The 20977-nt window shown below is 68.1% G+C and carries 16 protein-coding genes; 10 read left to right on the top strand and 6 right to left on the bottom strand.

Annotated elements, in window-relative coordinates; genetic code table 11:
* Positions 1-324: 324 nt before the first annotated feature.
* The 3 genes from WMF31_RS00985 to WMF31_RS00975 all read right to left on the bottom strand — a co-directional run bounded on the left by WMF31_RS00985 (position 325) and on the right by WMF31_RS00975 (position 2485).
* On the bottom strand, positions 325-594 hold the full coding sequence (locus WMF31_RS00985; RefSeq protein WP_129354522.1) for a hypothetical protein: 270 nt from the start codon (positions 592-594) through the stop codon (positions 325-327).
* 556 nt (positions 595-1150) lie between these two features.
* Positions 1151-1696: a hypothetical protein gene (locus tag WMF31_RS00980; RefSeq protein WP_436600153.1), complete on the bottom strand. Its 546-nt coding sequence runs from the start codon at positions 1694-1696 to the stop codon at positions 1151-1153.
* A gap of 498 nt (positions 1697-2194) precedes the next feature.
* Positions 2195-2485, bottom strand: a complete 291-nt coding sequence (locus tag WMF31_RS00975; protein ID WP_436600152.1) for a hypothetical protein — start codon at positions 2483-2485, stop codon at positions 2195-2197.
* A 225-nt stretch (positions 2486-2710) separates the two neighbouring features.
* On the opposite strand from WMF31_RS00975, the gene istA reads away from it, so the two are divergent.
* The 4 genes from istA (at position 2711) to WMF31_RS00955 (ending at position 10482) form a co-directional block, all read left to right on the top strand.
* A complete protein-coding gene (gene istA / locus WMF31_RS00970) occupies positions 2711-4198 on the top strand; it encodes an IS21 family transposase (RefSeq protein WP_436600151.1) in 1488 nt (495 codons plus the stop codon).
* On the top strand, positions 4195-4956 hold the full coding sequence (locus WMF31_RS00965; RefSeq protein ID WP_436600150.1) for an ATP-binding protein: 762 nt from the start codon (positions 4195-4197) through the stop codon (positions 4954-4956). The genes istA and WMF31_RS00965 overlap by 4 nt, the downstream gene beginning before the upstream one ends.
* Positions 4957-5880: 924 nt before the next feature.
* Complete coding sequence (gene tssI / locus WMF31_RS00960) at positions 5881-8514, top strand: type VI secretion system tip protein TssI/VgrG (protein ID WP_436600149.1); 2634 nt, start codon at positions 5881-5883, stop codon at positions 8512-8514.
* A 9-nt stretch (positions 8515-8523) separates the two neighbouring features.
* The gene (locus WMF31_RS00955) at positions 8524-10482 is read left to right on the top strand and encodes a hypothetical protein (protein WP_436600148.1); all 1959 of its coding nucleotides are present in this window, start codon (positions 8524-8526) and stop codon (positions 10480-10482) included.
* A gap of 1 nt (position 10483) precedes the next feature.
* Here the strand turns inward: WMF31_RS00955 and WMF31_RS00950 are convergent, their stop codons facing one another.
* On the bottom strand, positions 10484-11602 hold the full coding sequence (locus WMF31_RS00950) for a hypothetical protein (protein ID WP_436600147.1): 1119 nt from the start codon (positions 11600-11602) through the stop codon (positions 10484-10486).
* 355 nt (positions 11603-11957) lie between these two features.
* Between WMF31_RS00950 and WMF31_RS00945 the strand changes: the two genes are divergently transcribed.
* The 3 genes from WMF31_RS00945 to WMF31_RS00935 all read left to right on the top strand — a co-directional run bounded on the left by WMF31_RS00945 (position 11958) and on the right by WMF31_RS00935 (position 14826).
* Positions 11958-12356 carry a PAAR domain-containing protein gene (locus tag WMF31_RS00945; RefSeq protein WP_436600146.1) on the top strand — a complete coding sequence of 133 codons (399 nt, stop codon included), beginning with the start codon at positions 11958-11960 and terminating at the stop codon, positions 12354-12356.
* Between the two features lie 11 nt (positions 12357-12367).
* Positions 12368-14137, top strand: a complete 1770-nt coding sequence (locus WMF31_RS00940) for a hypothetical protein (protein WP_436600145.1) — start codon at positions 12368-12370, stop codon at positions 14135-14137.
* A gap of 230 nt (positions 14138-14367) precedes the next feature.
* Positions 14368-14826, top strand: a complete 459-nt coding sequence (locus WMF31_RS00935; RefSeq protein ID WP_436600144.1) for a hypothetical protein — start codon at positions 14368-14370, stop codon at positions 14824-14826.
* Between the two features lie 489 nt (positions 14827-15315).
* Here the strand turns inward: WMF31_RS00935 and WMF31_RS00930 are convergent, their stop codons facing one another.
* Entirely contained in the window at positions 15316-16824 is a 1509-nt protein-coding gene (locus tag WMF31_RS00930) for a hypothetical protein (RefSeq protein ID WP_436600143.1), read from the bottom strand.
* Positions 16825-16976: 152 nt separating this feature from the next.
* Positions 16977-18071, bottom strand: a complete 1095-nt coding sequence (locus WMF31_RS00925; RefSeq protein ID WP_436600142.1) for a PEGA domain-containing protein — start codon at positions 18069-18071, stop codon at positions 16977-16979.
* Between the two features lie 214 nt (positions 18072-18285).
* On the opposite strand from WMF31_RS00925, the gene WMF31_RS00920 reads away from it, so the two are divergent.
* The 3 genes from WMF31_RS00920 (at position 18286) to WMF31_RS00910 (ending at position 20575) form a co-directional block, all read left to right on the top strand.
* The gene (locus WMF31_RS00920; RefSeq protein ID WP_436600141.1) at positions 18286-19386 is read left to right on the top strand and encodes a sigma-70 family RNA polymerase sigma factor; all 1101 of its coding nucleotides are present in this window, start codon (positions 18286-18288) and stop codon (positions 19384-19386) included.
* Positions 19387-19493: 107 nt separating this feature from the next.
* Positions 19494-20063, top strand: coding sequence for an RNA polymerase sigma factor (locus tag WMF31_RS00915; RefSeq protein ID WP_436600140.1), 570 nt, complete (start codon positions 19494-19496; stop codon positions 20061-20063).
* Positions 20064-20254: 191 nt separating this feature from the next.
* Positions 20255-20575 carry a hypothetical protein gene (locus tag WMF31_RS00910; RefSeq protein ID WP_436600139.1) on the top strand — a complete coding sequence of 107 codons (321 nt, stop codon included), beginning with the start codon at positions 20255-20257 and terminating at the stop codon, positions 20573-20575.
* Positions 20576-20977 lie beyond the last annotated feature (402 nt).

Raw genomic sequence — 20977 nt, 5'->3', positions numbered from 1 at the left:
TCGCAGGCACGGGGTGGGACAGAACCCACCAGTTTGGGGGGCGCGGCGTTCCTTCAGGGGCCGGTCGTGGCGAGGAGCTCCCGGGCGTTGCTGACGACAGCAGCGCGGCGGATCCAGCGATCGAGCTCGGCGAGGTCGCTGCTGGCGAGGACGCGCTCCCGCGCCGCCGCGGGCTGAGGAGACCTCTAGCCGGTGCCCCCGGTTGGCGGCGCAGACGGACCTTACCGCCGAACGATCCGTCCATCTTCGAGCAGCACCCGGGGGGCCGAAGCCGAGTACGCCGCCGTCCCAGCGATGGGAAGGCTCAGCGCATCCGTGGGTCGCTCATTCGTCCTCCTTCATTCGCGGTTCGAGGGGAGGGTCGAGCGCATCGCCGTGCAACCCGCGCAGCAGGATCGCGGCGTGCCGGGCTCCGTTCTCGACCGCATCGAGAGGATCGTCCCCCCATGTGGTAAATGTGCGCCCATCGACGTCCACCGTGACAGCCCAAGGCCTCTTTTCCTCCGAAGGGTTTGACCTTGGCTCGTGGATCCGAACCACGATGTCGCGCGACACACCGTCCTCTCCAGTCACCTTGAAGACCAGCTCAATCATCACTTACACCTTCTGTCGCAGTCTTTGAGACACTTCATATACTCTTGCATACACCCATCCCTGCACTTCTTGTCTCCCTTCGGACAGCCGTCCCAGCACCGTTCCCAGAGTTGATCACACTTTTCCTTACATGCCTCTCGGCAGTCAGATCTTGCGCCCATCCCCCACTCGCAAGAGCCGCAAGACTGCGCTTCGGAGCTCTTCCCGACTCCGTAGGCCATCTCGCAATAGTCCTTGGCTTCGTCGAGTGACGCATGCTTGCCCTGGTACAGGGTCGTGCAGGCAGCTGCGCTTCCACCACAGATGCTCGAACCGGCCTTCCATGTGACCGTACACGTCACCGTTTGCGAGGCGCACAGATCATAGGAACCATAGTCACCGTCGGCGCTTTGTGGCTTCCGCGGCACGTTGCCGAAGCCTCCTGCCCCCGTCGGGTAGATGATGCCGCCGCCGGCACCGCTCGTTTCATCGCCAGGAAGCCAGCACTCACCGACGTCGAAATTGCAGGCAACAAGACCAGCGAAAAGACTGACGAGCAGGACCGCAAAAGCTCTGTTCATTTCGACTCTCCCCCAAATCTCCAAACAGGCCCAGCAGCGACCATCGCCACCCAGCTACCATGAAGCACGCGACTATCTCCGCCAGCCCAATCCAGGTTAGCGCTCACGGATACGCCCAGGGGCTCGGAGAAGTACCAGTCAGTCTGTGCGTGACCGCCCGGAGCAACCCCCACCACTCGGTTGCAGCTCATGGGGCTGCACACCGGCATCGAGTAGATCGACACGGATGGCCCGAGGCTCGCCTTGCCCGTCTTCCAAGCGTACACGAGGGAGAGTGCTGTTCGATCGTAGATCCCGACGCGAGTGCCAGGAACGACGCTGAACATGTTGTGGAGCTCGATCTGGAAATCCTTCTCTCGGCGCCAGAGCAACCCGCCGAAGGGGCTCAGCGCGAGCCTCGGGCCGGTCCCGATCTGGAACCCGCCCACGCTCACGCCACCGCTGAGCTCGAGCGCCCTTGCCGGCGCCGGAACGACGACGAGTGCACAGGCACAGACGAACAGCACGAGCGCCCTCGCCTGCCTCTTCGGCCCGTGGCCCATGCTTCACCCCGCCCATGGCCACCGTCCTCCTGCTGGAGGCCGGCGTCAACTGGTAATCCAGGGTCCAAATATGTTCACACTGCCACGGCGCCTACCGCGAGCCGTGCGCTTGCGCGGAGGGACCCCAACCAGTGCTTACGAGCGTCGTCCTGGGTTCGTTTGTCTCCGTGTGATCTCCGTGTGCCCCGACGTCAGGGCACGAGACTCCACGAAGGGATCGAGAGGGCACGTAGGGTACGTGAGGAATCGAGCCCTCGATGACCTCTGACACCGCTCCGACGCGTCCGACTGTCGGTGATCATCACGTCCCGCGTCCGATCGGTGAAGACTGCGGCCACGTGATCGCCGGCGTTCACCGTTCACCGCCCGCGCTTGCGCCGATCTGGGCCCCGCTCGCCTCCGCAGCGTAGACGTTGGGCCCGCCGAAAAGTTGAAGGCCCGAGGGCTGCCACCCTCGGGCCTTCTGGAGCTCCGCCTTGTCGGAGTCCCCCACCTTCATCACAAGCCGGGCTCCAGGTCCAGAAATCGGCGGCATGGAGCTCGTTGCCTTCGTCCACCTACCGCCTCGCCCTCTGCGCCTGCTGCCGCGTCCAGCTTCGCCTCTGCCGTCGCTGCGATCGCGGCCAGCGCCTCTGCCTCGACTGCCGCCCGCTCCGGCGTCGTGAGTCGCTCCGCCGCGCCGGCGCCGCCTATCGGACCCGGCTTCGCGCTCGCCGCCTCCATGCCGCTCGCCAGGCCCGGTACCGCGAGCGGCAGCGGGACAAGTTCTCGGCGCAGAAAGTGATGCATCACAGGGTGACGGAAGCCGCGGCCGCGTCGATGTCCCAGGTCGCGCCGGAGATCACCCCCGGCCGAAAGGACAACGATGACGATCGGATCCGAGATGTCGGCCGCTGCTCGCTCTGCGGAGCGCGGCTTCCACACTGGGCCATGCGCGAGCGGCGCGCTCGGCCAGCTCTCCACCGACGCGCTCCCCGCGTCCCACGAGGGCCACCGCGGTGACGGGAGGTGGCGGTGATCGCCAAGGAGAAGGAGGCCGAGATCCTGCGCCTCTACCACGGCGAGAAGTGGCCCGTTGGCACCATCGCCGGCCAGCTCGGGCTGCACCACACCACCGTGCAGCGCGTGCTCGGGCAAGCGGGCGTCGACCCGAAGGTCGTCGCGCCGCGCCCGTCCATGGTCGACCCGTTCGTGCCCTTCATCGTCGAGCAGCTCGGCAAGTATCCCTCGCTGCGCTCGAGTCGCCTCTTCGTCATGCTCAAGGAGCGCGGTTATCCGGGCGGTCCGGATCATCTGCGCCGGGTGATCTGCCGCCTCCGCCCCAAGAAGCCGGCCGAGGCATTCCAGCGGCTCCGCACGCTGCCCGGCGAGCAAGCGCAGGTCGACTGGGCGCACTTCGGCAAGCTGGCTATCGGCCGGGCTCGGCGACCGCTCTGGGCCTTCGTCATGGTGCTCAGTTACTCGCGGCGGATCTTCCTGCGCTTCTTCCCGGGCGCGGCGATGCCCTTCTTCGTGCGCGGGCACGTCGAGGCGTTCGCCGAGTTCGACGGTGTTCCACGCGTGCTGCTCTACGACAACCTCAAGAGCGCCGTCGTGGAGCGCCACGGCGACGCGATCCGGTTCCACCCCATGCTGCTGGATCTCTCGGCGCATTACCGCTTCGAGCCGCGCCCCGTCGCCGTCGCCCGCGGTAACGAGAAGGGCCGCGTCGAGCGCGCCATCCGCTACGTCCGCGAGGCGTTCTTCGAGGCCCGGACCTACGCCGACCTTGACGATCTCAACCGACAAGCGGCCGAGTGGACCAGCTCCGCGGCGCTCGATCGCTCCTGGGTCGAGGACCGCGCCCGCACCGTGCGCCAGGCCTTCGACGATGAGCGCAGCGTCCTCTTGCAATACCCCGACACGCCGTTTCCGGCCCACGAGCGCGTCGAGGTCGAGGTTGGAAAGACCCCCTATGCGCGCTTCGATCTCAACGACTACTCCGTCCCCCACGACCGGACGCGCCGCACGCTGGTCGTCTTCGCCGACCTCGAACAGGTGCGCATCGCCGACGGCAACGAGATCGTCGCCACCCACGCCCGTTCGTGGGATCGCGGTCAGCAGATCGAGCAGCCTGAGCACATTCAGCGCCTCGTCGATGAGAAGCGCCGCGCCCGCGAGCACCGCGGCCTCGATCGCCTTGCCCGCGCCGCCCGCAGCAGCCAGGCCTTCCTTCGCGTCATCGCCGAGCGCGGCGGCAACGTCGGCAGCGCGATCGCCCGGCTTCTGCAGATGCTCGACGCCGTCGGCGCCGCAGAGCTCGAAGAGGCCCTCGTCGAGGTGCTCGAGCGCGACACGATCCACGTCGGTGCCGTCCGCCAGGTGATCGACCGCCGCCGCTCCGAGCGCTGCCTGCCCCCTCCGGTCTCGATCCCCGTCACGCGCGGCCAGCACGCCAACGTCGTCGTCACGCCGCATTCACTCGCCACCTACGACGCCCTGAAGAAGGACTCGACGCCATGACCGACCTGACGCCCATCGAGACCAAGTCCCGCCTCAAGAGACTTGGTCTCTTCGGCCTGCTCGCCTGCTTGGATGAGCTCGCTGACAAGCCCTGGCTTCACGAGGTGCTCGCCATCGAGGAGCGCGAGCGGCACAAGCGCAGCCTCGAACGCCGCCTCAAGAACTCCCGCGTCGCCACCTTCAAGCCCATGAGCGACTTCGACTGGTCCTGGCCCAAGAAGATCGACCGCGAGGCCGTCGACGACCTGTTCGCCCCCGGTTTCGTCGCCACCGGCCACAACGCCGTGCTCGTCGGCCCCAACGGCGTCGGCAAGACCATGATCCTCAAGAACGTCGCCCACCAGGCCGTCGTCCGGGGCCACACGGTCCGCTTCTCGACCGCGAGCGACATGCTCGCCGACCTCGCCGCGCAGGAGTCCTCGGCCGCGCTCGCGCGAAGGCTGCGCCGCTACACGGTCCCCACGCTTCTCTGCATCGATGAGGTTGGCTACCTCTCCTACGATAGCCGCTACGCCGACCTGCTCTTCGAGGTCGTCACCCGTCGCTACGAGGCGCACAGGCCGATCCTGCTCAGCACGAACAAGGCCTTCTCCGACTGGGGCCAAGTCTTCCCGCACGCCGCGTGCGTCGTCACGCTCGTCGACCGGCTCGTGCACCGCGCCGAGGTGATCGAAATCGAGGCCGAGAGCTACCGGCTCAAGGAAGCCAAGGAGCTGAGCGCCCTCCGCACCAAGCAGCGCCGCACCAAGAAGCGCTGAGCGGCCTCTTCACCGGGAAAATTCACCGGCATCGGACGCGGATTTCACCGGTGAACTTCACCGGCATCCGGCGTGGTCTCCATCGGCACCGGCTGCGGATTTCACCGGTGAACTTCACCGAATTCCCGCGGGTTACCGAGATCATCAACACGCGGCAATCATGGGCATGCGAAAACGCAAAATGTCCTTGCAGACTTCCTTCGGAAGCACGGTCTCGAGCCACGTTCACCATCCCTGAGCGAGCCGGAGTACGACCTCGCCTGGGAGGTGGGTACCACGACCTTCGTGGCCGAGGTCAAAAGCATTACGGACGCGAACGAGGAACGGCAGCTCAGGCTCGGGCTCGGCCAAGTGCTTCGGTACGGCCATCTTCTCGGGGCCGGCCGGAGGACAGTCGCACCCGTCCTTGTGACGGAGCGGGAGCCGCGGGATCCGAGCTGGGCCGACATGTGTCAGGCTCTCGGGGTCCGGCTCGTGTGGCCGGACGCGTTCGCAAACGCGCTGTAGCGAAATGTGTTCAGCCGTTGACACTTTTCTACAGCTCGGTCCGGTGGACGCCGCCTACGCCAGTCGACTTGGCGGGCACTGCGCTCCGCCAGTTCGGCCTTGCGAGGTCAAGGGCTCTACTGCTCTGCCTTACGGGCCCTGAGGAACAGCACGATGTCGATCACGCGCGCGTGTGGGCGCAGGTCGAGGCGAGCCGTCCGATGCTACCGGACGAGCTGAAGGATACCTTCATCGTCCTCGCAGGCGCGATCCAGCCGACGTGCCCCCGGCAACGGGAGGCCGCGTGACCGCACCGACCCCCACGGGGTGGCGCGAGGCGTAGGCGCCGTCCTCGCATGCACCGCAACGCAGGCCCCTACATGACGCGGTGACCGTGCTCCTTGCACACAGCCTTGCGGCTCCTGTTAGATTGCGCCCGTGATCAGCGATCTCTTCGAGCTCCACACCGCGCCGTTCGCGCCCGCGGACCTGCGCGTCGTATCCTTCCGAGGACGTGAGGCGCTCTCCGAGCTGTTCTCGTTCCAGCTCGTCGTGCAGGCCGCCCCCGAGCTCGATGGCCGCGACGCCGAGCTGCTCGGCCGCCTCGCCATCTTCATCCTGCGCGACGGTCGCGGCGCCGAACGCCGCATCGAGGCCCTCGTCGATCAGGTGCGCGCGGAGGCGGCCTTCACCCCGCGAGCCGGCCCGATGTGGCACCTCCGCCTCGTGCCCCCGCTCGCGCTGCTCCGCCGCCGGGCGACCAGCCGCATCTTCCAGGACGAGAGCGTGCCGCAGATCCTCCAGCACGTGCTCGCCGCAGCCTCCCTCCCGGTAGAGCTCCGCCTCTCGCGGACGTACGCGGTCCGGAGCTACTGCGTGCAGTACCGCGAGAGCGATCTCGCCTTCGTGCGGCGGCTCGCCGCCGAAGAGGGCATCGCCCTGTGCTTCGCGGACGCGCCGGACAGCACCGCTGCAGCCGTGGCCCGCGCGCCCGTGATCTTCCTCGACGACCCCGCGCACTACGCCGCGACCTTCGGCGGCGAGGTGCCTGCCGCCCTCGTCCTCCGTCCGGAGGCAGGCCTCGCCCAGACCGGCCTCGAGATCGTCTCCTTCAGCCTGCAGCGCGCGCTCAAGCCGAGTGCCGTGCATCTCAGGGACTACGACTTCCGCCGGCCCAACCTGGTCCTCAGCGAGAAGGCCGGCAAAGCTGCTGGCAACCCGCCGCCGCTCGATGTCTACCAGCATCACGCCGACTACGACACGCCCGAGGTCACGCCCGAGCGTGCCCGCGTCTTCCTGGAACAGGTCCAGCGCCGCTCCGTCGTCGGCCGCGGCGAGAGCTGGGTGCGCGCGCTCGCACCGGGGCGCCGCTTCGATCTCCACGCCGAGGCCTCTCCCGGCCTCGAGGGTGCCTACGCGGTCACCCGTGTCGTCCACGAGGGCCACACCCCCGAGCTGTCCGGACAGCCCGCCGAGCGCGCCTACCGCAACCGCTTCGAGTGCCTCCCGGCGACGGCGCTGCTCCGGCCACGTGCACCGGCGCGCAAGCCGAAGCAGGTCCTGGAGACGGCGATCGTCACCGGGCCGGCCGGACACGAGGTGCACACCGACGAGCACGCACGCGTCAAGGTGCAGTTCCACTGGGACCTGGAGGGACAGCGCAACGAGAGAAGCTCGGCCTGGCTCCGCGTCGCGCAGAGCTGGGCGGGCGCGTCGTTCGGCTCGCAGTTCATCCCGCGCGTGGGCATGGAGGTGCTGGTCGGCTTCCTCGGTGGGGACACCGACTGCCCGGTGGTGCTCGGGTGCCTGTACAACGCGACGCACCCGCCGCCGTTCCCGCTCCCGGCAGAGAAGCTCAAGAGCGGCCTACGGACCCAGAGCTCGCCCGGCGCGGGCGGGACCAACGAGCTCTCGTTCGATGATCGCTCGGGCGCAGAGCGCGTCCTCCTGCGGGCAGCGCGCGACCTCGAGGAGGTCGTCGCCAACGATCACCGCCTCAACGTGACCGGCCAGCAGGCCATCGTTGTCGGCGGGAGCCGGCAGGAGACGGTCTCCGGGAGCCAGACCCAGGTCACCTCCGGCGATCGGCGGGTCGTCACCCTCGGCAGTCGGGTCGATCAGGTCGCCGGCACGCAGCGCGAGGAGGTCGGCGGAGGTCGAAGTGTCGTCGTGTACGGCATCGACACCCACACGGTGAAAGGCAGCTCGCTGCAGACGGTCGAAGGCGAGGCGAACCTGCGCGTGCAAGGGAGCTTCAGCCTCGAGGTCGGGACCGAGGAGGACCCACGGACGGTCGAGGCGTTCTCGTGGGGAGACTATGCGGTCGGCAGCGCGAGCGTGCTGCGGCTGCGAGGTGAAGGAGGGCTCGTGCTGTCCGCGGGCGAGAGCCGGATCGAGCTCACCCCCAAGGGCATCACGCTGAAGGCGCCCAAGGTCTCCATCGCCGGTATCGAATCGGTGAGCGTGCAGGGCGACGGCCCGCGTCTCCGGCTGGACAAGGAGGCCGAGGTGGTCGCCGAGACGGTCCGGATTTACGCGTCCGAGTCCAGCGTCGAGCTCGACAAGGACGCGCACATCAACGGCAAGCTGGTGAAGCTCAACTGCGGGCCGCTCGACCCGGACGACGTGACGGGCGAGGACGGGAAGCCGAGTCTACAGCATCTCAAGCTCAAGCTCACCGACGTGAGCATGACGCCCTACGCGCACAAGGACTATGTTCTCAAGTCCCTGGGGGTGAAGTTGGAGGGCAAGACCGACGGCGACGGTGTGCTCGAGGCCGATCTGCCGGCTGAGGCACGGACCGCGGAGGTGACGCTCTGGATCGAGCCACGCCCGACGGGCAAGACGAGGCGCTACGTCATCGCGCTAGGCGAGCTGGCGGCCCCCGATTCGGTTCCAGGGGTCGAGAGTCGCCTGCGAAACCTCGGCTACTACTGGGGCCGGAGCCAGACCGAAATAACGGGGGATCTCGCCCGCGCGCTGCGCGACTTCCAGCAGGACCACGGGCTGGAGTCCACCGGAAGAGCCGACGCAGCCACACGGGCGAAGCTCGTGGAGATCCACGGGACCTGAGGGAGAGATATGGCGTTCCTCACGCGCAGCGTCACCTGCATCGTTGTCAACAAGACGACGTGCCCTTTGCGGCTGTCGACGAGCAAGCTCCTCCACGGCAGCCTGGACACGCCGATCCCGAACCGTATTCCCCCCGGAGGCAGCGGGAAATGGACCTCGAGCACGGCAGGCGCCTTCACGGGCACCGAAGGATGGGCGGTGTTCGAAATGGAGGGGGCCGAAGCCATGTTCGAGGTCGACTGGAACAACCCGTTCGTCGGCACGAACTCCTTCAAGCAGATCTTCCGACTGCTGCCGGACGTGCTCGAATCACCGGCCGGCACCTACATACCATCAGAGCCCACGGGCGAGGATCTGGAAGACGCGGACGACGTGACCGTGACCTTCTCCCTCACGATGGAACCGCCCGAACCCGCAACAGCAGCAGCGGACGCTGGCGGTACAGCTGCCGCCGAACCGGCACCGCCTCCTCCAGACGAGGACGCGCCGCAGGCGGTGAACGCGCAGCCCGGCGCCGAGAACCACGCCTCCGGCCTCGGCGTGCTCGCGCCACCACGCCTGTCCGTCGCGCTGAACGCTGTCGACCCTGGCGACACGGGGACCGATACAAGCATCGATGCCACCCTGGCGCTCATCGCCAAGCGCCTCGAAGGCAGGCTCGATATTGTCTGGAAAAAAGGGGCCGCAATGGGCCTCTGGGACACAACGAAGTGGAAAGAGAGCGACCCAGACGAACAGTGGGCGCGAGCGATTACGGAGCTGCTGCTCGGGCAGCCCTACAACGGCGCCGCCGCAAGTTACGGGCATCCCAACAAGGACACGATCTTCTACAAGCCCTTCTCCGATCCGGCGGCCTCGCCCATCGTGTCTTTCACGGCCGCCTGCCAGCACAACGTGAGCTTCGGCGTACTCGCGCGCGGGTACACCATGAGCGACGTGGCCGGCACAGGATTCTCCTGCGACGACTCGTCAGCCATGGGCGTGTTCAAGAACGGAGGAAAATGGTTCAGGGACGAGGAGAAGAGGGACCTCGCCAAGGCCATCGATGCCGGTCTGACTCCCGGAAGCATCTACGTGTTCAAGCCGAAGCCCATATCCGAACACGAGAAAAAGGCGAACGTGCAGCGCGAGGGGTCGCATATCGCGTTCGTGCTCCGCGTCGACAAAGCCCAGAAGCAAGCGCAATTCTTCGACACGGGCGGGCTGAAGCACAAGGAGCGCGTTAGCGGTCCCGTCCCGTTCATCATGACGGATTTCGCAGGCAAGGGTTCTTACGATGATCCCCTCTGGAACAATGTCACGACGAAACACTACATCGGGATGGGTATTCCCAGGCCGCCCGCGGATCTGGCCGGCGCCGTCGCGCGGATCCGAAGAACGCGGCCGATTGGCTTCACGCGGCTGGTGCTCACCACGCGCGGCGCCACGTTCCCGAGCCCCATCGATCCCAAGAACCCGCCCGATGGGCTCCTGTTCGTGAGCCGGCTGCTCCGCATGTGGGGCGACACGGAGGACCGGAACTTCACCATCGCGAGCTACTTCTGGTCGCTCCGGAGCCTGCCTGGAACGAGGGATGTACACGCATTCTGGGTCTTCTATGTGCCGCTTGATGCCTACGTCGGCGCGGATGCGTCGGAGGAGAAGAAGAAGGCGGCGCGTGTCGCGTCGGCGGTGATGGCCGCACCGCGTACGACGAAGGTCGACGAGTTCGGGACGCCGCTCCACCGCGCGCGCTACCTGATCATCGGCTCGCTCGCAGACGGTAAGGTCAAGCAGGTGCAGCGGACGTTCACCAAGACCCGAGGCAACGAGCCCGGCTCGACGACGAAGGCCGTGTCGTACCAGGAAGTCGAGCCTGCGGGCGCGTTCCCTCTCAATCTACAACGCTTCGTTGACATGCTCCCGCCGAGAGAAACGATCGCTCCGAGCAACCCCGTTCTCCCAGCGCTGTTCAAAGACTACGCCTGACTCAAGGGGGAATCGTCAGGGTCGCGGCCACCGGAGATGTCGTCCAGACGAGCACGCGATCCCTCTGCGTTTTCGTGAACCCCACGAACCAGGCGACGCTGCCCTGTACGTAGACATGGCTGAGGATCACGTCGGCTCCAACAGGCCCCGAGGGCGCCCGGAGCCGTACCTGGGCCCACTCCCCGGATGGCGCGCGCCGGAGGAGCTGCGAGGTAAACGTGCGGGGAGGCGCAGGGTTGGCGTCCGATGTGTCGTTTAGGATCCAGAGCGTTCCGTCCTCACCGACGCTGATCTCTGGGCCCCAGAGGCCCGGAGGTACATCGAGCAGGCTCCAGGTCGTCCCATCGAAGTGGACGAGATACGAGACCGTTGGGCCCATATGCTCGGGTGGATCGGCCAGGACACCTGCCACATACACGTCGCTCGGCGAGCGTGCGGCGAGACTCCGCCATTCGAGCCGCGGAGGAGGCTGCTGCGGCAGCGGGAGCGCTTCCAGCGTGCCCGTTTCGGCACCGGGGTTGAAACGCTCGACGCAGGGGATGTCCCGGCGAGGGATCTGCGAATCGTTTCCGAGCACGAAGAGGTGCCCGGTGGGAAGCGAGGCGGACGCAAGCACGAGTAGACGCTGGCCGCCATCCGCGCGGCGAGCGAGTTGGGGGACCGGGGCCTTGCTCTGCGGGTTCAGGGACACGACCACGCTCTGGGAGCTGTAGCCGCCGTCGAAGGCATGGACGATCGCTCCGATCGAACCGTCGCCGCGGTACCAGGGGCCATACTGTTCGTCGGCCTCCGTCGCCCTCACGCGGCGCCAGCGATCCTTCTCCCATCGGTACAGCGCGCCCTGCGTGTGCCCGCTGTCCCAGGAATCGTCGTCGCGCAGCTGAGCCCAGGCCGACGCCGGCCAGTCGCCGAAGAGGGTCATCGCGGTGAATCCCTGTGCAGGTAGGCCGCGGGTGGTCTCTGGGCGCAGTACGAGGCGCCGGCCATCGAGCTCGGCGTAACGCCGCTCAGCCTGGAAGAGGAGTTTCTGGCCCAGGCGGTGGAAGCCTACCGCGGCGGGGCATGGGCAGCCGGGCTCGGCGATCTTCGCCTCGGCAGCGAGCGAGACGGCGAGCTCCACCTCGGGGACCGGAGCGTGCTGCGGCGGCACCGGCGAGGCGGGCGGCTGCGCCGCGGCCGGCGGTGAGGTCTTCGGTGGCAAGGCTGGCCCCTGCGCGGTCGGAGCTCCGATCGATCCTGCGTTCGGGGCGGGGTTCGAGGGAGTGCATGCGACCGGCGCAGTGCATACGCAGAGCCCCAGGAGGAGGTTGAGGACGGAGGAGGGCAAGGATGCGCGGCGTCGCACATGAGCAGGATGCTGCGGAGCCGGCGCGCGGCGCAAGAGGCGTCGTCGCCGCGCAGGGACGTTCGAGCGCGCTTGCTCGCTCGCGGTGCAAGCCATGGTCTGGCGGGCACGCCGGGCGTAGGCTCGGATCATGTCAGGCAAACCCGTCGCGAAGCAAGGCGATAGGGTCATCGGTATCGACACGCACGTGGTGATGCTCCCGTCGCCGGGCGGGCCGGTGCCCACACCGACGCCGATGCCGTTCAGCGGAGACCTGTCCGGCGACCTGAGCGCGAACGTCCTCGTCGACGGCAAGCCCGCGGCGATCCAGGGGAGCACCGCAGCGAACGCCCCCGCGCACGTCCCCGCGGGAGGCACGTTCCAGCGGCCGCCGTCGAACCAGGCCCGCGTCCAGGCGGGCAGCAAGACGGTGCTCATCAACAACAAGCCCGCCGCGCACCTGGGCGATCCGGCGCTGACCTGCAACGACCCGGCCGACGCGCCGAACGGGAGCGTGATCTCGGCGGGGACCGTGCTGGTCGGCGACTAGGAGCCAAGGGAATGACGGCAGCGACGAAGCCCGCGGCGGGGGCGCAGGAAGCGCGTGAAGGGATCTCGCTGGCGCAGTATGCGGCCGTCAGGGCCGCGGTGGCGGAGGGGTTCCCGCTCGCGGACGTGCTCGCAGTCGAGGGGCTGATGCCGCGTAGGTGGGCGCGGGCCGATCTCGTCTGGAAGCAGCGGCTGGCCGCAGAGCCGAAGCTGCTCGCGACATACGAACGAGAGCTAGCGCAGGCGGAGGACTGGCTGGAGCGACAGGTCGAGCCGCTCGCGGAGGACCCGACCGCCTGGGCGAGCTTCCTTGCGGCCTTCGAGGCGCATCCGGCCCCGTTCGAGCTGCTGCAGGAGCAGGACCTGGGCATGAACGACGTCGCGCGGCTCCGCCGCCGGTGGGCGAGACGCGCCGAGAAGGACGCGAAGGTCGGCGAGATCATCGCAGAGCGGCGCACGAAGCCCGGGAGGCTGGGGCCGCTCCGGATCGGCCCCCGGGTACTGCGGCCATCGAGGGTCGCGCAGGCGCTGGGACGGACGACGGGGCCCGCAGACGAGCTCACCGCGGCGGTGCCGCACGGCGAGCCACAGCTGGGCCTGGCCGAGTACGCCGCGCTGTGCGCCGAGCTCGACGCGCTGCCCGAGCATCACGAGCGGGTCCTCCGGCGCCACGGTCTGACGGATAAGGAGGCGCACGCCACGCTCGATCGACGGTGGCAAGCGGCACTGGCTGGTGATGCGGCGCTGGCGAAGGACTTCAAGCGGCTCCACGCGCACCACGCGCGTCGCCTTGAGATGCTCCTCGCCCGTGCGCGCGACTCCGGTTACGTCGGGCTCTCGCCTACGCCTATCGCCGCCCCGTCCGCGCCGCCCGCCCGCGAGGTGATCGCCGAGCCCATGGCGCCCGTTGTGATCGCGGGGGTGCCATCGGGCGCGGGCCCCCTGCTCGATGTCCCCCGCAGCGCCGCGGTGCCCTTCGCGCCCGTGCGCGGCGAGATCGCGACCGTGAGGGTAGAACCGAAGCCTCCACGCGCCGCGGAGTCGCTCACAGGCACAGCTCCCCTGCCCGACATTCCGCGGGGGCCAGCGCTGCCGTTCCCTCAATCCGGCGGGCTCGCCGAGAAGCGCCCTCCCGCCGTGATCGCGGAGACCGCGCCGCTCCCCGACGTCCCGCGCGGTCCTGCCCTCCCGTTCGCGACCGGCGCGTCGGGGTCTCCTCCGCCGTCCGCTCCGATCACCCGGCCGCTACCGCCGCGCGCGCCCTGGGAGGTCGCGGAGACGTCACCGGCGCACGGGCCCCCGCGAGGCCCGGTGCTTCCCTTCGCGAGCGCGCAGCCCGCACGGCCTGCCGGCACTCCGGTAGCGTTGAGACCTGCTCCGCGGGCTCCGTCTGAGCTCGGCGAGACGTCGCTGAACCTCGAGATCCCCCGTGAGCTGTTGAAGCAGGGCGCGCGCGCGGCAGCGCCCGTCACCGATGCAGCCTCCCAGAACTCCACAGCGTCGAGCAGGGCCGGAAGCACGAATCCGGCTACCCTTCGGGAGCCGCTGGAGACGATCCTGCCGCTCTCCCAGTACGCCGCGCTTTGCGCCGAACTGGCTCTGTTTCCTGACGCGGCCGAGATGATCTTCCGCCGGCACGGGCTGGGTTCCGGCGAGATGCGCTCAGCAGTCGATGCGGCTTGGAAGGAGCGGCTCCGCAAAAGCCCTGTAGAATACGCAAGGTGGCAGGAGATGTACTGGCGCCATCATGCGCGCCTTTCGAAGCGGGGCGCCTCGGAGTGAATCCGCCTCGGTCTCGCAACATCTGATGGCTCGATGCGCCCACGGCGAGCTTGAGGAGCACTGCGGTCACGCTCCGGGGTGACCGTCTTGATGCCCAGGACGAGCGCCTACTATAAGGCTCCGGTCCAGCGGGTACCTGAACGCGGTGAGGGCGTGCCCGCGGGCTCACGCCACGCGCTCTACATCGCACTTGACACCGGCGAACATTCTATCGTTCCCTATGCTCCGACATGGCAGAATTGGAACACGACTTCTTCCTGTTGGATCGCGCGGAGCACCCAATTGCGGAGTACAGAGACTTCGCTGGCCGTCCCGGCGAAATCCAGATCCATGACGATCTTCTCCGCTATATAATCGACACTCTCGAGTGGATTCCCTCACTGAACCCTGCGCGGAAGCGGCGCGGCTCCGGGCTGAATCTCTACGGCCCGATGGTCATTACGAACGTTGGCGCAGCGACCACGCGACGGATCTTTCAGTCCTGGGTGCGACTCTTCTCCTGCTCACCTCCGGTACTCCGCCTGTATGGCCCGTGGTCCGAAGTCGTCGGCAAGGCCGGAACTGGTCGGCGGCTAACACGCAGATATCGTCGAGATGATGTCATCTCGCGGTTGCGCTCGCTGGTGCTGCTCTGTCGGCGCATCGAGCGCGGCGGCAGCAAGCTTTACCTCCTGCACATGGGCATTTGAAATGTACCGGAGCGCGCCGCACGCATCCGTGCGCAGGACCGGCGGTGTCCAGGCTGCGTCCGTCCGCGGGGATCGCCGCGTCCAGGTCGCCGTCAAGAAAACCCTCAGAGAGGGCACTCTCACGATCAGCGGCGGATGGCCCAACGCACGGTGCGCGCCGGATGCTGCTCTCCTAATCTTGGAAGCCCATCGAGAGCGCTGCGGTGCCTGGCTTGCCCGGGCTCGCGTGCAGCTCGCCAACGCCTCCGCCGTCACCAGGAATCCCGACGTGAATCGACGCGTCGGGGTCGATTTCGGGACCCCGATCGATGGTGTGTGCCACAGCGAGCGAGTGTCCACCGTGTCCGCCACCGCCTCGGCCGCCATTGCCGCCACCGCATCCGATCGCCGCGATCCCGCCAAACAGCGCGGCTCCGAACAGCGAAGACCGAGCGCCGAGCGCACGGAGGCCGGTTCCCCTTCTCGTCCTCTCTTCCCACATGGCGCCCCCTACTGCAGCTCATTGGAGTCTGGATCGTTCGGATCGATGGCCGCAAACGGCAGAAACTCGGCCGCCACGCCATTGTCCCCCTTGCTCTCCGTGGAGTTCGGGTCGCCGCCGGGCCCTCCCTTCCCAGCCGTTCCAAGGAGAAACGTCGCCTGGACGTCCTCGCGCGTGACCTCCGCAGTCTCCAGATACGCGATGCCCACCGAATGACCACCGAGCCCACCGCCTCCGCCACCACCGGGCCCCCCGATGCCGCCGTCGCCTCCGCGGCACCCCGGGAGCGCGCCGGGCACGCCTCCACCTCCCTCGCCGCCGGGAGCTCCCCTCCCCCCTGGCAAACCCGCTCCTCCCGCGCCGCCCCGCCCCCCGCGGCCGGTCTGAAGAGTCGATCCGCGGACGGTGACCTTCGAACCTCTTGTAACGATGCCGATGCTCGCTCCTCCAGCGAACCCCCCCGCTCCCTGCTTGCCGCCGCAGCCGCCGGAACCGCCCGAGCCGCCGAACGCTCCCCCGATCGGCCCGGCACCACAGGCCGTCGCACCGCCGCGCGAGCCGCCACCACCGCCGCCCCCCTGACCCGGCCGTCCGAGCGTTCCATCCTGCCCTTTGCCTAGCGTACGGACCCATCCGACAACGCCAGGACGCCTTGCTCCTTGGCCGTGCACCCCCGCGGCACCGTTGAGTCCGCGCTGACCGTCGGTGCACGCCGCGCTTCCCTGCTGACCGACGCCTCCAATACCGGCGGCCGTTGGATTCGGGTCGGGCAGCGGCCTTCCATCACCTCCGCTGAAGCCGTCATCGGGCAGCCCAGAGCCGCCATGGCCGCTGACCGAGGTTCCGTCATCACACTCCGTTGTGACCGCTGGGGTTGCGACCACATCATCAACCGTGCACGCGTCGGCTCCCGGGTTTCCAGGCCGCCCGTCGACCGCCGGTGTGCCCTCCGCCGGAGCTCCGGGCTCACCGTCGGCTCCGTCGCCTGTGACGATGAGGCTGTCGATCACCTCGATCTCGCTCCCCGCGGAGAGATAGATCCCAATCGAGTTGCCGCCCGGCTTCGCGCCCTGTCCTGTAATGACTTCGCTCGCCACGAGCTTGAGCTGGGCCTCGTCGCGCACGGCGACGATTCCGATCGAGCACGCTTCTGTTCGGTCCACCTCGTTGCCATCGGGCGCCACGATCCGCAGGTTCGCGAGCGTGATTTCTCGCCCTCCAAACGTCACCACTTCTCGAACGGGTCGCTCCGGGGCGATGACGGTCTTGGCATCGGCACCGAGGGACTTCCAGCCGTTCGTGCAGTCAAACCCGCCCCAGATGCTCGTATCGTAGAACCAGATGCTCTCATTGAAGGTTTCCGCGCACGCGTAGATATGGTGCGGGTGGCTGCTCGTCTCCGCGAGCTCGATGGCCTTGCGCAATGTCTTCAGCGGCTCCGCGCGCGTTCCTGCATTCGCGTCGTTTCCGAGGCTTGCGCTAACGAAAATACCACAACCGTCTTCCGGAGGCCTCACCGTGGGATCATCGTCGCAGACGGGTACCGTGGGGCCGGAGGAACACCCGCACACTACCGCGACGATTCCACATCCGAGCGCGATGGGCACCAAGGTAACCCTTCTGCGTCGACCTTTCGATGAGGTACTCATGTCCCCGAGCTCCACGTTCGTCACCACGCACCGATCATCATCAGCCCAGCTCGCTGCCCGTTCACGGTGGGCACGATGCGCACCCCATCGCTAGGCGACGACGGCCGCCCCACGAGCAGAGACGCGAGCGTCAGCACACCGATCACGCCGCCGGACGCAAGGGTCACCCATCCAGCTGTCTTCAGGAGATCCCGCTTCTCTTGCAGGTCGCGCAGCTCCGAGCACGTGCGCGGTGCGTTCGGGCGGGCACATCGGCTCGCGTCCTTATCTGCACCACGTAGCGCGGTGGCTCGGTTGTGGAGCTCTTCCTCCGTATAAGCGCTCCAGATCAGGAGCCCACCGCCGGCTGCCATGGTCGCCCCTGCCAGGACCGCGCCAGCGATGCGCAGCTTCGACGCGGTGGAGGACGTCGGGGCGGCTGAGGCCTGCGCTCCTCGCGCGGACCGCTTCGGCTCCCGCGTCACCGTCGCAGCGTCCTTCGCCGGAACGGCTGCCGGCGGCGCGGCGCGTGGCACCTGCAGCGAGATGGTCGTCGGCTTCCCGGCCTGCGCATCGAACGACGCGAACGCCTCCTCGTGGCCCGCCAACCGAGCCCGCACCATGTGCTGACCGGGATCCAGGAACAGCCTGTAGGTCCGCGCAGGACTGCCGATCGACTTGCCGTCGATGAGCACTTCTGCATCCGGCGGGTCAACCGACAGGTAGAGCGTCCCGACGTAAGGCGCTGCCTTGCGTTGCCCGGCCTCGAACCGGAGCTGCAGTGCGAGGGGGAGCGCGTCGCGCTGCTCGAGGCTCCACGCCAGATGCTCGATCGCATCACGGTACCTGCGCAGCGCGAGCTCGCAGAGGCCGAGTTCTCCGGCGATCTCCGCGCGCTCCTTTTCCGTGCTCGATGCCGGGTCAGCCGTCTCGAAAGCTGCCTTGTAAGCCGCGTGCGCCTCGATCCACCGCCCCGCGTCGCGAGCCTTCTGCGCACGGCGAACATGGTCCTTCACCGTCGACCCGTTGCTTCGTTCGAGCGTCGAGTAGATGTCCTCGGCGCAGGCCGGGCTCGTATAGACAGCTGCAGCGCCGAGCATTACGCAGAACAGCAAGGAAGGCGCACCGAAACGCATGGGGGCACCGTACTTACGCCGGGCGCGCGATGTCAACCGAGGGCGACTTGCTGAATTAGGACCTTTTCCGCGAGAAAGATCGGCTCGGAGGCGCAATGCCATTGGTCTGCTCCCCCGGCGAGGATGGTCACGCACGCGTGGGCCATCACACTACATTGTCCCACAAAAGTTGTCCCGCCGTGCGTTTTCCTGAACCCTTCCGGAAGGCTCAGGGGTGCTACCAGCTGTGGACACGCCAGCAAGAACCCCCCCTCGCTTCCAGCTCCTCCGGCGCCTGGCGAGGCGCTTCGGCGTCCCCGAGCGGAACGCCGAGGACATCGCGCAGGATGCGCTCTTGCGCGGATGGGAGGCGCGGGAGCGGATCGAGCCGGGCGGGGATCCGACCCCGTACTCCGTCACGATCGCCCTCAACCAGGCGCGGAACCACACCCGCAACGCGCGCCGTCGGGGAGAGGTCTTGACGTCGTTCGACGATCGCGACCTTCGGGACGAGTATTTCAGCCCGGAAGATCCGGTCCGGAGGCGGCAGCGGGAAGCGCTCACCTGGTACCTGATCGATCAGGTCGACCCCAAGTACCGCGACCTGTTGATCCGGCACCAGCTCGAAGAGACGCCGCTCGCCGAGATCGCCGCCGAGCGAGGGCTCAAGCTGGAGACCGTGAAGACCCAGCACCGCCGGGCCCTCGAACACTTGGAGGCCGCGAAGCGGCGCTGGATGGCCCAGCAGCGCTCGCGCGGCTGGGAGGAAGAGGCCTGCGTTCCGGTGGCGCTCGGCCTGTACCCCCACGAAGGGTGGACGGACACCCTACGCAAGGTCGGGGTGAAGATTTTCGTGCAGGGGGCGTTCGTTGTGCTCACCGGGGCCGTCGTCGTGGCGCCGCCGCCCTCATCCGGCACGCATTCGTCGTTGCGGCCGACGGCGGTCCACGCGCATGGATCCGCGCTCCTGGGGCAGAGCATCGCACCGCCCACCGAGCAGCGCGAGGTGCATCCAGCAATCGCCGCGACCGCGCCCCGGGAGCAGAGCATCGCACCGCCCGGCGAACCACGGGACGTGCCTCCAGCGGTCGTGATGAACGGGAAGCCGGCATCATCCGCTTCGACGGCTCCTGGTGCATCGCGTCCGGCCAGCGCCGCACGCCCGACGGCCAGCGCGCGCGAGAGGGATCTGATCCATCGGGCCCGCAAGGCCATCGAGGCTCGCAACGCCAGGGCAGACGTCGAGGCGCGACGCCTGCTGGACATACACGCCATGGAGTTCCCTCGGGGTCAGCTCGCCTCGGAGCGCGAGGCGCTGATGCTGCAACTTCGCTGAATCGTCGGCGGCCCAGCGGCAGGTAGCCAGCGGTGGAGACGGCGGCGTTCTTGAGCGACGCCCGGCCGAGATCCGCTCTGCGACGGGCCAGGAGAATGAGCACGTCCATGAGACGCAAGGAAGCCGTGGCGGAGCATAGGCGCCCGTCGCGTCGAGTCGAGATTGATGCGCTCCCGGCAGTGCACGTCCGGTTCGAGGTCATCCTACGGCACTCGCGGATGATCCATGCGGTGTTGCGCCAGCTTGCCGTGCCCGCTCGCGATCAGCCCGATGTCATGCAGGAGATCTTCCTGTCCTCCTGGCGCAGCGTGGAAGCTGGACGATTTCGGCCCTCGCAAGACGTGTCGCTGAAGAAAGCCTTACAGTGCTGGCTGTTCGCTGTTACTTGGCACCACGTGTACCATTACCGGGAGCGGATGTGTCGGTTGCACAAGGAGCATGCGGCATGTACGGCTCCCATGCCCCCGAGCTACGCGCCGTCGCCCTTTGGGCAGGTGGAGGCTCGGCTGGCTCTTCGTCGTCTGGAGTGGCTCGGGCCCGAGTTGCGTGACGTGCTCACGGGTACCGCCTTGGGCTACACCGCCAAGGAGATCGTCGCGAAGCTTGGTGGGAATCCAAGCACAACGAACGGTCGGCTGCATCGCGGGAGAAGGCAGCTACGGAAGGTGCTCCGCTGAGCGAGGCGCTGTCGTAGCTCGCCGTCGCCGCGTGCGCTCGAGCCGATCGAGCAGGCCCTGCTCGCTGGATCGACACGCTGTTCTTCGGCGTCCGCCGCATCCTCGCTGCGGGCGTCGAGCTACCAGAGCGGCCGGCGCTCAACTTCGTCGGCGCGGTCTGCACCGACAACCCCGCCGAGAACCGGACCGACGTGTTCATCCCGGGGATCTGGCAGGTCAGCCCCATCGTGACCAGCACCTACACGGCCCGGCCGGGCGAGCTCGTCAAAATCAACCTGAACGACCCGGTGACCATCACGCTCCCGTCGGCCCTGGGGAACGTCGGTGCGGCGATCCTGATCAAGGAGGTCGTCGGAGGGAGCAGGACGCTCACGCTCGCCGCGGGGCCAGGGCAGAGCGTCGAGGGCGCTCCCACGTTCAGCCACAGCGGCCCGTGGGCGTGCCTCCGGCTGATGAGCGACGGCGCCGGCTGGCTCGTCGTCGGCTCCTACGAGGGGCCGCCCCCCTCATGAGCACGGGGCCTCCCCCTGCGGGGCCTCCCCCTGCGGGGCCGCACCGGAGGGAGGGGCGAGGCCGGTGAGGCCGACGGGAACGAGCCCGCGACGGGCGGCGGGTCCGGGTCGGGCGGCGCACTCCGCCCGAGGGGACGCCGATCGTCATCGAGCGGAGCTCACCGGGAGGAGGAGGCAATCGCGGTCCTCGCCAGCACGGGGGAGCAGGTCGCGCGGGACGGGGACCCCACCTTCCGGCTGATCAGCGACGGCGCGACGTGGATCGTGGTCTGAGGGGCAGGGGCAGTTAGGGATTGGGACAACAAGGCGCCCAAGCCTGACACGGGGGAGGACCAGCCAGCAGAGCCTTCCTCGGCGCCGCCCCAAGAGCCAGCCACCCGGCGCTTTTCGGTACGGCGGCGC

It is taken from the genome of Sorangium sp. So ce1036 (genome assembly GCF_051369805.1).
GTDB lineage: Bacteria > Myxococcota_A > Polyangia > Polyangiales > Polyangiaceae > Sorangium > Sorangium cellulosum_F.
Note: the sequence above shows the minus strand (reverse complement) of the source record. Positions and strands in the feature narration are given on the sequence as shown.

What these genes read in the sequence shown, in the direction of transcription:
- WMF31_RS00985 (WP_129354522.1), bottom strand. Translation starts at nt 594, where the DNA reads ATGATTGAGCTGGTCTTCAAGGTGACTGGAGAGGACGGTGTGTCGCGC.
- WMF31_RS00980 (WP_436600153.1), bottom strand. Translation starts at nt 1,696, where the DNA reads ATGGGCCACGGGCCGAAGAGGCAGGCGAGGGCGCTCGTGCTGTTCGTC.
- WMF31_RS00975 (WP_436600152.1), bottom strand. Translation starts at nt 2,485, where the DNA reads ATGCATCACTTTCTGCGCCGAGAACTTGTCCCGCTGCCGCTCGCGGTA.
- WMF31_RS00965 (WP_436600150.1), top strand. Translation starts at nt 4,195, where the DNA reads ATGACCGACCTGACGCCCATCGAGACCAAGTCCCGCCTCAAGAGACTT.
- WMF31_RS00955 (WP_436600148.1), top strand. Translation starts at nt 8,524, where the DNA reads ATGGCGTTCCTCACGCGCAGCGTCACCTGCATCGTTGTCAACAAGACG.
- WMF31_RS00945 (WP_436600146.1), top strand. Translation starts at nt 11,958, where the DNA reads ATGTCAGGCAAACCCGTCGCGAAGCAAGGCGATAGGGTCATCGGTATC.
- WMF31_RS00940 (WP_436600145.1), top strand. Translation starts at nt 12,368, where the DNA reads ATGACGGCAGCGACGAAGCCCGCGGCGGGGGCGCAGGAAGCGCGTGAA.
- WMF31_RS00935 (WP_436600144.1), top strand. Translation starts at nt 14,368, where the DNA reads ATGGCAGAATTGGAACACGACTTCTTCCTGTTGGATCGCGCGGAGCAC.
- WMF31_RS00925 (WP_436600142.1), bottom strand. Translation starts at nt 18,071, where the DNA reads ATGCGTTTCGGTGCGCCTTCCTTGCTGTTCTGCGTAATGCTCGGCGCT.
- WMF31_RS00915 (WP_436600140.1), top strand. Translation starts at nt 19,494, where the DNA reads ATGAGACGCAAGGAAGCCGTGGCGGAGCATAGGCGCCCGTCGCGTCGA.